Origin of the sequence: Paraburkholderia sp. MM6662-R1 (genome assembly GCF_050436245.1) — a bacterium.
Lineage (GTDB): Bacteria > Pseudomonadota > Gammaproteobacteria > Burkholderiales > Burkholderiaceae > Paraburkholderia > Paraburkholderia tuberum.
On record NZ_JBNDLV010000001.1, the window covers coordinates 1,880,413 to 1,892,454 of the forward strand.

Sequence of the window (12,042 nt, forward strand, 5' to 3'; positions counted from 1 at the left end):
AATCCCAAGCTCACCCGACCACCTCCATGCTTCGCCACCTCTCGATACGCGACTTCGTCATCGTCGCCGCGCTCGACCTCGAATTCGACAGCGGCTTTACCGTTTTCTCGGGCGAAACCGGCGCCGGCAAATCGATCCTGATCGACGCGCTCGCGCTGGCACTAGGCGCGCGCGCCGAGGCGAGCGTCGTGCGCACCGGCGAGAGCCGCGCCGACATCACCGCGGAGTTCGAGACGCAAGCACAGGTCGATCAATGGCTCGACACGCAGGCGCTCGGCGCGGCCGACGACGGCCAGCACGGCGGCACCGTGATGCTGCGGCGGGTGGTCGACGCGAACGGCCGCTCGCGCGCGTTCATCAACGGTACGGCGGCCACGCTCGCGCAGCTGCGCGAGGTCGGCGAGATGCTCGTCGATATTCACGGCCAGCACGCGCACCAGTTGCTGATGCGCCCGGACGCGCAGCGCGAGCTGTTCGACACGCACGCGGGCCTGTCCGACCTGGCCGCCGCCGTCACCCGCGCGTGGCGCACGTGGCGCGACAAGGCGCAGGCCGTCGAGCAAGCGCAAACGCGCGATCGCGAGTTGCAACTCGAACGCGAGCGACTCGCGTGGCAACTCACCGAACTCGACAAGCTCGCGCCACAGCCGGGCGAATGGGAAGAAGTCAACACCGAGCATCGGCGGCTGTCGCATTCCGCGAATCTGATCGACGGCGTGCAGGGAGCGCTCGGCGCGCTGTCCGAATCGGACGACGCGATGATCACGCATCTCGGCTCGATCGTGTCGAAGGTGCGCGACCTCGCGGAGATCGACCCCGCGCTGAACGACGTGCTCGCCGCGCTCGAACCGGCCGAAATCCAGTTGCAGGAAGCCGCGTATTCGCTGAGCCACTACGCGCAGAAGCTCGAGCTCGATCCGGAGCGGCTCGCGCAGGTCGAAAAGCGCCTCGACGCGCTGCACTCGGCCGCGCGCAAATTCCGCCTGCGGCCCGAGACGCTGCCGGAAGAACACGCAGAGCGGCGCAAGCAACTGGCCGCGCTCGACGCCGCCGCCGACCTCGACGGCCTGCGCGCCGCCGAGGCGCAAGCGAAGGAAGTGTTCGTCGCCGAGGCGAAAAAGCTGTCGAAGGCACGCGCGAAAGCAGGCAAGGCACTCGGCGAGGCGGTCACGACCGGCATGCAGGAACTGTCGATGAAAGGCGGCAGCTTCGAGGTCGCGCTGGTGCCGCTGCCCGAAGGCGGCGCGCACGGGCTCGAGCAGATCGAGTTCCGCGTCGCCGGTCATGCCGGCGTGCCGCTGCGGCCGCTCGCGAAGGTTGCGTCAGGCGGCGAACTCGCGCGTATCAGTCTCGCGCTCGCAGTGATCGCGAGCGCGGCCAGCCCGACACCGACCCTGATCTTCGACGAAGTGGATACGGGCATCGGCGGCGGCGTGGCCGAAGTGGTCGGACGGCTATTGCATCAGCTCGGCGAGGCGCGCCAGGTGCTGTGCGTGACCCATCTGCCGCAGGTCGCCGCGCGCGGCGATCATCATTTCCAGGTCGCAAAGATGAGCAACGGCACCGGCGGCACGCTCAGCAGCGTGAGCTCGCTCGACAAGGCGAGCCGCATCGAGGAAGTCGCGCGCATGCTCGGTGGCCTCGAAATCACGGCGACCACGCGCAAGCACGCGAAGGAAATGCTGGCCGCCTGAAATTGCGCCGCGCATAGGCGGCCGCACACGGCTGAGTCGGCCTGGCCGGGACGTCACACCGATCCCGGCCGCGCATGATGCGCGACGCGAAGTGCGTGAGCGCCCTTACCCAAACACCCTCTTCCACAACGCCAGCACCGCCTCGCGCTCGGCCGCGACCAGCGCCGGATCGACCCGCGCCTTCTCCATCCCATCGAGCCGCAGCGTGTGCTGCAGCTTGCGATAGCGCCGATAGGCGGCGCCGACCGTCTCCGCTTCCGCTTCGCTCATCAGCCCGAAACGCGACACCTCACGCAGCAGCGCGATATTGCCGGTATTGCGGATCAGCTCGGGATCGCGCGCCGCATGCAGCAGCACCCAGTACTGCACGGTGAACTCGATATCGACCATGCCGCCGCGGTCGTGCTTCAGGTCGAACAGCGCCGGCGTATGGTTCGGGTGTCCCGCCTCGACACGCGCGCGCATCTCGACGATCTCTTTCGCGAGCGGCGCCGCTTCGCGCGGCGTCGTCAGCACCTGTTCGCGGATCGCCTCGAACTTCGCGCCGATCTCCGGATCGCCCCCGCAGTAGCGCGCACGCGTCAGCGCCTGATGCTCCCACACCCACGCGGTATTCGCCGCGTCGCCCTCGCGCAGCTGGTAGCGGCGGAACGCATCGAGGTCGGTGACGAGCAGGCCCGACTCGCCGTTGGGCCGCAGCCGCAGGTCGATGTCGAACAATGTGCCGGCGCCGGTCGCGGTGGTCAGCCATGTGATCAGACGCCGTGTGTAGGTTGCGTAGACGTCGGCGGCGGCATCGCCGGGATCGTCGTACAGGAAGATCACGTCGAGGTCCGACGCGTAGCCGAGCTCCTTGCCGCCGAGCTTGCCGTAGGCGATCACCGCGAAGCGCGGCACGTCGCGATGACGTTTGGCCAACTGCTTCCACACGGCTTCGATCGCCACGTCGAGCACTGCGTCGGCGAGCTCGGACAGCCGGTCGCTGACGTGCTCGACGGACAGCTTGCCGGCAAGATCGATCAGCAGAATGCGGAACACCTCGGCCTGATGCGCGTGACGCAGCAGATCCATCTGCTGCTCGACGCCATCGGCGGCGGCGAGCCGCAAACGCAACGTACGCTTGAATTCAGCCCAGTCGAACGGACTGTTGATCGCCTCGACGTCGAGCAGCTCGTCGAGCAGCTGCGGATGGCGGATCAGATAGCCGGCCGCCCAGCGCGAGCCGCCCAGCACCGACAGCACCTGGTGCAGCGCCTGCGGATACTCGGTCAGAAGCGCCAGATACGCGCCGCGCCGGCTCACCGCTTCGAGCAGATCGAACAGGCGCGCGACCGTATCGCCGCGCCGCCCGGCCGGCTCCAGCGTGCGCGCGGCTTCGAGCGCGCGCTGCGCGACGATGTCGAAACGCTGCCGGCTGCGCTCGTTCAGGCCCGTGTAGCGCGACGAGCGCCACACCGCCTGCAGGCGGGCGAGCAGCTCCCCGGGCTCGGCCACCCCCAGTTCGACGAGGCGCGCGCGCAGTGCGTCGTCGGCGCTATCGTCGGCGAGCGCGCTGCTCCACACCCACGCGGCCGCGCCGTCCTCGGGCGCGCCGCAACCGTCGCGGCCGCCCACCTTGTCGGCGAAAATCTGGTCGAACTGCTGTTCGACGAACTCGCGATGCGCGTCGAGCTTCGTCATCAATTGCGGGTAGTCGTCGCAGCCCATCACGCGCGCGAGCGCCATGCGGTCTTCGGCATCGACGGGCATCGCGTGGGTCTGCGCGTCGTTGCGATATTGCAAACGATGCTCGAGCTCCCGCAGAAAGCGATACGCCTGCGACAGCTTCACGCACACCGACGGATCCATCAACCCATTCGTGGCCGCGTGGCGCAGCACGGCGAGCGTCGGCCGCACGCGAAAGCCGGCGTCCTGGCCGCCGCGGATCAGCTGGAACACCTGCGCGCTGAATTCGATTTCACGGATGCCGCCACGGCCTAGCTTGATGTCGTCGGCCTTGTCGGGGCGCATCGACGCGCGGCGCTGCGCCTCCTGGCGGATCTGCAGATGCAGCGCGCGAATCGCGCTGATCACGCCGAAATCCAGATAGCGTCGATAGACGAACGGCGTGACGATCGCCCCGAGCTGCTTCTGCAGCCGCTGCGCCGAGGCGCTCGCGCCCTCGGACACGAGCCGGCCCTTGATCCACGCGTAGCGCTCCCACTCGCGGCCCTGCACATAGAAATACTCTTCGAGCATGCCGAGGCTGCATACGAGCGGCCCCGAATCGCCGTTCGGCCGCAGACGCATATCGACGCGAAACACGTAGCCGTCGGCGGTGACTTCGGCGAGCGCGCCGATCAGCCGCTTGCCGAGCCGCGTGAAGAACTCCTGGGTCGCGAGCGGCGAGCGCTGGCCGCCGGCGGTCTCGCCGTCGTCCTCATAGACGAAGATCAGGTCGATATCCGACGACACGTTCAGCTCGCGCCCGCCGAGCTTGCCCATACCGACCACGCCAAGCGTGAGCCGTTCGCCCTGCTGGTCGCGCGGCTCGCCATACAGCGCTTCGAGCTCGGCGCTCAGCACCGTCAGCGCGCGCTGGATCGTCGTTTCCGCGAGATCGGTCATCGCGCCGGTGACTTCGGCGATATCGGCCTCGCCGGCCAGGTCGCGCTCCATCACCGCGCAGAATACTTCGGTGCGCAGCTGGCGCAGCGCGCGCTTCAGCGCATCTTCGTCGACCGGCGCACCGGCTGGGCCCGCCGCCTCGGCGCACAGTTCGTCGAGACGCGCGTCGATGCGCTCGCGCGTCAGCGGTTCGTCGGCCAGCGCGCCGACATGCGCGACCAGTTGCGGGCGGGCCGCAGCGGCGCGCGCGGCATAGTGCGAATAGCTGGAACTCAGGAGGGTGGCGTCAGTCATCAAAAATCTGGCTCGCTCGTTGCTTGATCGAATTTGTCCGGCGGTATTCTGACGGTGTCCGGGTGTCGTTCCGGGGTCGTTGTCGTGTCGTTCCGTCGTGCCATCGGCATGCGGCGACAAGCGTGCCGGCCCCCGTGCCGGACGGCCTCGCCAATCGCCGTCACGGGCCGTCGGACAGGGTTTGCAGGAGGTCCGCCGACGCTTTCCCGTGTGATACATTTCGTCGTTAACACGCAAAACTACCATACGCCCAGCCGCCGCAGCATGTCCGAGCGAAACGAATCCGCCGACCCGCAAACCCCACCGCAGGTCCGGCATGTGAGCGGAAGCGACCACATCGTGCTGCGTCGGACGTTGCGCGTGCTCGCCGCGCTCGCGCTCGTCCTCTATTTCATCGCGGGCGGACTGTTTCTGGGTTTGCGCTACGTGGTGCTGCCGCGCGCCGACATGTTCCGGCCGCGCATCGAAGCCGCGGTCTCCGACAAGCTGCGCACCCAATTCACGATCGGCCGGCTCGCGCCGCACTGGAGCGGCTTCCAGCCAGGGCTCGATGTCACGAATCTCGTCATCCGCGATCACGACGGCCAACCCGCGCTGACGATTCCGCACGCCACCGCGTCGGTGTCCTGGCGCTCGCTGTGGGAGTTTCATCTGGCGCTGTCGAGCCTGATCGTCGATCAGCCGGACGTGCTGGTGTCGCGCAGCGAGGACGGCGTGCTGTCGGTCGCGGGCGTGCCGGTGCCGACGCGCCACAGCGGCAACGACACGCTGTCCACCTGGTTGTTGCGTCAGCAGGCGATCGTCGTGCGCGGCGGCGTGCTGCGCTGGCGCGACGCGACGCGCAACGAATCCGAACTGGCGCTGCGCGACATCCGCATCGCGATCCTCAATGACGGCCGCGACCACCGCATGGCGCTGCAGGCGCCACCCGACGGCCAGGTGCTGAAAGGCCCGCTCGACTTCCGCACGCACTTCCGCCACGCGCCGCTCTCGGCGCTCGGCAAGCCGATCAACTGGAGCGGGCAGGTGTACATGTCGACGGGCCCGGTCGATCTGCCGACGCTCGCGCGCTACATCCAGTTCCCGATCGAGACGTTCGCCGGCCGCATCGACAATGCAATCTGGATCGACTTCAGCGAAGGCCGCGTGACCCAGGCGACCGGCCAGTTGAGCGGTTACGACGTCGCGATGCGCGTGCGCCCGACCCAGCCAAGGCTGCTCGTGCCGATCACCCACTTTCTGTGGCGCGTCGAGGCAAACGAAGGCGAGTACCGGCTGCAGCTGTCGGACCTGCGTGCCGAGCTCGGCCAGCCGCCGCTCGAAGACGGCACGCCGCTCACGCGCATCCTGCGCTTCCGGACCCTCGACAGCCGCTACCGGATGGCGTCGCAGCAGCATGGGCAGCTTTTGAGCGTCAGCGGCGATCGTGTCGATCTCGGCATCCTCGCCGAATTCAGCCGCGCGCTGCCGCTGCCGCGGCACTTTCTCAATGAACTCGTGCGCATCAATCCGCGCGGGCTCGTCGCGAACTACGTGATCGACCTCGAGCGCGGCAAGCCGGAATCCGGAGAAGTGGGCAGCGACCGTCGGCCGACGGGTGTTGAACCGATCGAGCGTTATCGCTTCAAGGGCGATTTGCAGGGCATCAGCTTTGCCGCCCAGGAGCCGGGGCCGGGCCTGACGCCGCGCGGCCACCCGCGCGCCGGCGTTCCCGGCATCGAAAACCTGTGGGGCAACGTCGACGCCGATGAAAAAGGCGGCCACGCGAACTTCGATACGACCAACGTGGCGATCACGCTGCCGGGCGTGTTCGACGATCCGCGTCTCACGCTTGCGCGTCTGCACGGCCGCGCCGACTGGACGATGGGCACGAAGGCACCGGGCGACACGCGTCCCGCGTTCGCGGTCAAGCTCAACGATTTCAGCGTATCGAACCCTGACGTCGAGGCGAGCGCGACTGCGAGCTACAGCAATCCCGGCCACGGCCGCGGCTCGCTCGACCTGAAAGCCGACTTCCAGCGCGCGCAGGTGACGCACATCGCCCGCTATCTGCCGACCGCGGTCAGCGAAAAGCTGCGCATTTACCTCGGCCACGGCTTGCAGGCTGGCGTGTCGCGTGGCGGCACGATCGAAGTGCACGGCGACCTGACCAAGTTCCCCTACGCGCGCGACCCCGACGCCGGCATCTTCCACATCGTCGCGCCGTTCACCGGCGGCAAGTTCGATCCGACACCGTTCCCGCCGCGCAACATGCGCAACGGCACGCCAAACGTTTGGCCGCCGCTCGACGGCATCGACGGCGTGTTCGAGCTCAAGCAGAACGTGCTGCGCTTCGACATCGACCGCGGCCGTTACAAGCGCGTCACGCTGACCGGCGTGAACGGCCGCATCGACGACCTCGGCACCAAAGGCTCGAACCTCACCATAGAGGGCAACGGCCGCGGCCCGCTCGCCGATATGCTCGACTACGTGAACGGCAGCTCGCTCGGCATCATGGCGCGGCACCAGACCGAAAAGATTCGCGCGGAAGGGCCCGCGTCGCTCGCGCTGAAGCTGACGATCCCGCGTACGCCGAAGCCGCATATCGGCGTGGAAGGTGCGCTCGGCTTCCAGAACAATCGCCTGAGCGTGAGCAATGCGCCGTCGCTGTCGCAGCTGAACGGCCGGGTGCGCTTCACCGAACGAACGGCCGAAGTCGAGCGGCTCTCCGGCCAGTTCCTCGGCGGTGACGTGCATGCGAACGGCGGCTTGCGGCAAGACGGCACGTACGCGCTCGCGCTCAACGGCCACATCGCCGTCGATGCCGCGCGCGAACTGCATCTGCATGGCCCGGCCGCACAGGTGCTCACGCATATGAGCGGCAGCGCGCCTTATGCATTGCGCGTCACCGGCGCGAAGGGCCGCCTGCCGGAGGTCAGCGCCAACTCTGATCTGAGCGGCCTCGGGCTCGATTTTCCAGCGCCGTTCAAAAAGACTGCCGGCACGCCGATGCCGCTGCACTTCTCGGTCAATCCGTCGACGCTGCCGGGCGAAGCCGGCCTCGAACGCGCCGACCTGACGTTGGGGCCGGTCGCCGCCGCGTATCTGCTGCGCTATCGGCCGAACGCGCAGCCGCGTACGTCACCGACCGTCGTGCGCGGCGCGATCGGCGTGAACCGGCCGGTCGACCTGCCGTCCGAGGGCGTGGTCGCCGCGGCGGACATCAAGGAGATCGATGCCGACGCCTGGCGCGCGCTCGCCGCGCAGCTGCGCGCGGGCGTGAGCGCGGGCGGGGCGAATGGCGTGAACGGCGCTGCGAACGGCGGCAATACCGCCAGCAGCGCGGCCACACCCGCGGCCGTGCCGAATCCCATGCTCACGCAGTTCCTGCCGAACCGCTTCGCGCTGCACATCGACATGCTTACGCTGCTCAAGCGTCACTGGGACAACGTGATCGTCGGCGCGTCGCACGCGGACCGTACGTGGCAGGCGAACATCGCGTCGAATCAGGTGTCAGGCCACGTGTCGTGGCTGCCGGGAGCGACCCGCGAATCGCCTGGCGAACTGCAGGCGCGCTTCGCGCGCGTCGTGATTCCGTCGGTCGCGGACAAGGACCTGCTCGGTCCGGCGATGTCGGCGCCCGCGCTGAACATGCCGTCGATCGATCTGGTCGTCGACGAACTGATCGTGCACGATCGCAACGTCGGCCGGCTCGAGGTCGACGCGCACAACTTCGAAGAAAACGGCGTGCCGGTCTGGCAGCTCGACAAGCTCGACGTGACGAACCCCACCGCGACGCTGAGCGCGACCGCGAACTGGCGCACCTCGACCGAACTGCCCATCTCGGCCGACGAAGCCATGCCGCGCCGCACCGTGTTCGATTTCAAGCTCGACATCAAGGATGCCGGCGCGATGCTCGAGCGCTTCGGTCTGCCGAGGACGCTCAGGGGCGGCACCGGCTCGATTCAGGGCAAGGCCGTGTGGCAGGGCGGCCCGACCACGATCGACTATTCGACGCTGAACGGCAACCTCGCGCTGGATCTACGCCACGGTCAGATCCTGAAGGTCGATCCGGGCGTCGCGACACTGCTCGGCGTGCTGAGCCTGCAAAGCCTCGCGCGCATCGCCACACTCAATTTCCACGATGTGATCGGCGAGGGCCTGCCGTTCTCGAGCGTGACGGGTACCGCGCAGATTCATGACGGCATCGCCCGCACCGACAACTTCAGGATGGTGACCGCGCCGGCCCGCGCCGAGATGGTGGGCTCGGTCGACATCGCGCAGAAGAGCCAGGACCTGCACCTGCACGTAGTGCCGACCGTCAGCGCCGGCTCCGCGGTGATCGCCGCGACGGTCATCAATCCGCTGATCGGCCTCGGCGCGCTGATCGCCGATATCGCGTTCACGCATGGGGTGTCGCACGTATTCGCGCGCGACTACGCGATCACCGGCTCGTGGTCGAAACCGCACGTCGAGCGGGTGACGGGCGAACGGGGTAAGATTGACGCTCCGGCTTCGACCGTGCAAGCGCACTGAGCTCCGGTTTCCCTGGCGCCGCCGTCTCGAACCACGCGGCCGCTCGTGCCGCTCTATCGACTCAATGCGCCAACGGGGCCGAGCCAGCCCAGAACCATGCATGCGGCGCCCGCGCTTCACACCGCCGCCCGCCGGGAGTCTTTCGACACGCTCATGAGCGAAACACACGTCACTTCATCCGCATCCGCCGCAACCTCCAGCGGCCTTGTAGCCAGCCCCTTCCGGGTCGCCGCGCTGCAGATGGTCAGCTCGCCGGATCGCGATCGCAATCTCGCCGACGCAGAGCGCCTGATCGCCGAAGCCGCCGCCGACGGCGCGCAACTCGTGCTGCTCCCCGAGTATTTCTGTTTCATGGGCTTCAAGGACACCGACAAGCTCGCCGTGCGCGAGCCACATCAGGACGGCCCGATCCAACGCTTTCTCGCCGACGCCGCGCGCCGCCACCAGATCTGGGTGATCGGCGGCACCCTGCCGCTGAACGCACCGGAGCCGTCGCGCGTACTGAACACGACGCTGGTGTTCGACCCGAACGGCAACGAGGCCGCGCGCTACGACAAGATCCACCTGTTCAACTTCGAAAAGGGCGAAGAATCGTTCGACGAAGCGCGCACGATTCGACCCGGCACCTCGGTGCAAAGCTTCGAGGCGCCATTCGGCCGGGTCGGCCTGTCGGTCTGCTACGATCTGCGCTTTCCCGAGCTGTACCGGCGCATGGGCGACTGCGCGCTGATCGTGGTGCCGTCGGCGTTTACCTACACGACCGGCCGCGCGCATTGGGAGCTGCTGCTGCGCACTCGCGCGATCGAAAACCAGTGCTATGTGCTCGCCGCGGCGCAAGGCGGCAAACATGAAAACGGCCGCCGCACCTGGGGCCACAGCATGCTGATCGACCCGTGGGGCGAGATCGTCGCGGTGCGCGACGAGGGCGCCGGCGTGGTCGCGGGCAACCTCGAACGCGCGCGCATCGACGAAGTGCGGCAGAGCCTGCCGGCATGGCGTCATCGCGTGCTGACCTGAAACCGACATTGAAACTGCGGCGCCTGCCACGCATATAGCGACGCAGGCGCTCCCCGACCCCTTCGTATCGAGCAGAACATACTTCGCATGAACATCATCGAACCCGGTATCCGTAATCTCGCCGCCGCCAAGGACATCCTCCTCACGCCCTATGGTCTCGACGAATCGCTGCTCACGCGCACGCTCGCCGAAATCTTCACGCACCGCGTCGACTACGCGGACCTGTACTTCCAGACCACCCGCAGCGAAGCGTGGAGTCTCGAGGAAGGCATCGTGAAGTCGGGCAGCTTCAGCATCGATCAGGGTGTCGGCGTGCGCGCCGTGTCGGGCGAGCGCACCGCGTTCGCCTACTCGGACGATCTGTCGCCCGAAGCGATCCGCCAGGCGGCCATCGCCACGCGCGCGATCGCCAAGGCAGGCGGCGGCAAGCAGAAGATCCAGGTGGCGTCGTCGCTGACCGGCATCGCCGGGCGCGATCTGTATCTGCCGTCCGACCCGCTGCATTCGCTCGACGCCACCGCCAAGGTCAAACTGCTCGAGCGCATCGAGCAGATGGCGCGCGGCCGCGACCCGCGCATCCAGCAGGTGATGGCGGGCCTCGCCGGCGAATACGACGTGGTGCTGGTCGCGCGCAGCGACGGCGGCTTCGCGGCCGACATCCGGCCGCTCGTGCGTGTCTCGGTGACGGTGATCGCCGAGCAGAACGGCCGCCGCGAAATCGGCAGCGGCGGCGGCGGCGGGCGTTTCGACTACGGCTATTTCACCGATGAAGTGCTGTCGCGCTATGTCGACGACGCGGTGCACGCCGCTCTCGTCAATCTCGACGCGCGTCCGGCGCCGGCCGGTGCGATGACCGTCGTGCTCGGGCCGGGCTGGCCCGGCGTGCTGCTGCACGAGGCGATCGGCCACGGGCTCGAGGGCGACTTCAACCGCAAAGGGTCGTCGGCATTCGCGGGACGCATCGGCGAGCAGGTCGCCGCGAAGGGCGTCACCGTGGTCGACGACGGCACGCTGCCGAATCGTCGCGGCTCGCTCAATATCGACGACGAAGGTAATCCGACCCAGTGCACGACGCTGATCGAGGACGGCATCCTGAAGGGCTACATCCAGGACACCCTGAACGCGCGTCTGATGAAGATGCCGGTCACCGGCAACGCACGGCGCGAATCGTACGCGGCGCTGCCGATGCCGCGCATGACCAACACGTACATGCTGAACGGCGACAAGGACCCGCAAGAAATCCTCGCGTCCGTGAAGAACGGCCTGTATGCGGTGAACTTCGGTGGCGGTCAGGTCGACATCACGAACGGCAAATTCGTGTTCTCGGCCTCCGAGGCGTACATGATCGAGAACGGCAAGATCACGTATCCGGTCAAGGGCGCGACGCTGATCGGCAGCGGACCGGAATCGCTGAAGTACGTCACGATGATCGGCAACGACATGAAGCTCGATTCGGGCGTGGGCGTGTGCGGCAAGGAAGGCCAGAGCGTGCCGGTGGGCGTCGGTCAACCGACGCTGCGCATCGAGCGGATGACGGTCGGCGGCACGGCCTGATTTCGTCACGGATGCACGCTTCGCGCACGCAAGGCGCGAAGCGTGCGGGTTTTCCGCATTTTTCGACGCCCCAGCTTGTCAGCCGAGCCTGTACCGGGTTATAAACTCACTCACCCTTTTTGACCAGCGACGCATTCACTTCGCCATGTCCGCCAAGTTTTATTTTTACTTTTTTTGGTATCTCAGACCGCTGGCGGATCGAGAGGGGTGTTAGTGCACGCAGGACACCGAGAATTCCCGAAAAACCGCCAGCTAGCCTGGCGGTTTTTTTTCGTCTCACGCTTTTCGATACCTGACTGACATTTTGTCGTTGACCATTTTTTGATCGTCGTCCGCTCTGGCCTCGCTGTTTGATCACTGA

6 protein-coding genes are annotated in these 12,042 nt (G+C 67.3%); 4 read left to right on the forward strand and 2 right to left on the reverse strand.

Features of this window, described 5'->3' with window-relative positions:
- The first annotated feature begins 26 nt into the window (after positions 1-26).
- Positions 27-1,694 (forward strand): DNA repair protein RecN, encoded by a 1,668-nt coding sequence (gene recN / locus OKW39_RS08910; protein WP_429562452.1) that lies wholly within the window; start codon positions 27-29, stop codon positions 1,692-1,694.
- Between the two features lie 105 nt (positions 1,695-1,799).
- Here the strand turns inward: recN and glnE are convergent, their stop codons facing one another.
- On the reverse strand, positions 1,800-4,595 hold the full coding sequence (glnE, locus tag OKW39_RS08915; protein WP_429562453.1) for a bifunctional [glutamate--ammonia ligase]-adenylyl-L-tyrosine phosphorylase/[glutamate--ammonia-ligase] adenylyltransferase: 2,796 nt from the start codon (positions 4,593-4,595) through the stop codon (positions 1,800-1,802).
- Positions 4,596-4,859: 264 nt separating this feature from the next.
- On the opposite strand from glnE, the gene OKW39_RS08920 reads away from it, so the two are divergent.
- The 3 genes from OKW39_RS08920 to tldD all read left to right on the forward strand — a co-directional run bounded on the left by OKW39_RS08920 (position 4,860) and on the right by tldD (position 11,681).
- A complete protein-coding gene (locus OKW39_RS08920; RefSeq protein WP_429562454.1) occupies positions 4,860-9,110 on the forward strand; it encodes a YhdP family protein in 4,251 nt (1,416 codons plus the stop codon).
- A gap of 153 nt (positions 9,111-9,263) precedes the next feature.
- Complete coding sequence (locus tag OKW39_RS08925; RefSeq protein ID WP_184062298.1) at positions 9,264-10,127, forward strand: carbon-nitrogen hydrolase family protein; 864 nt, start codon at positions 9,264-9,266, stop codon at positions 10,125-10,127.
- Positions 10,128-10,214: 87 nt separating this feature from the next.
- Positions 10,215-11,681: a metalloprotease TldD gene (gene tldD, locus OKW39_RS08930; protein ID WP_090803105.1), complete on the forward strand. Its 1,467-nt coding sequence runs from the start codon at positions 10,215-10,217 to the stop codon at positions 11,679-11,681.
- A gap of 106 nt (positions 11,682-11,787) precedes the next feature.
- On the opposite strand, the gene OKW39_RS08935 is transcribed toward tldD, so the two are convergent.
- Positions 11,788-12,039: a hypothetical protein gene (locus OKW39_RS08935; RefSeq protein ID WP_221311849.1), complete on the reverse strand. Its 252-nt coding sequence runs from the start codon at positions 12,037-12,039 to the stop codon at positions 11,788-11,790.
- Positions 12,040-12,042: the final 3 nt, after the last annotated feature.

What these genes read in the sequence shown, in the direction of transcription:
- recN (WP_429562452.1), top strand. Translation starts at nt 27, where the DNA reads ATGCTTCGCCACCTCTCGATACGCGACTTCGTCATCGTCGCCGCGCTC.
- glnE (WP_429562453.1), bottom strand. Translation starts at nt 4,595, where the DNA reads ATGACTGACGCCACCCTCCTGAGTTCCAGCTATTCGCACTATGCCGCG.
- OKW39_RS08920 (WP_429562454.1), top strand. Translation starts at nt 4,860, where the DNA reads ATGTCCGAGCGAAACGAATCCGCCGACCCGCAAACCCCACCGCAGGTC.
- OKW39_RS08925 (WP_184062298.1), top strand. Translation starts at nt 9,264, where the DNA reads ATGAGCGAAACACACGTCACTTCATCCGCATCCGCCGCAACCTCCAGC.
- tldD (WP_090803105.1), top strand. Translation starts at nt 10,215, where the DNA reads ATGAACATCATCGAACCCGGTATCCGTAATCTCGCCGCCGCCAAGGAC.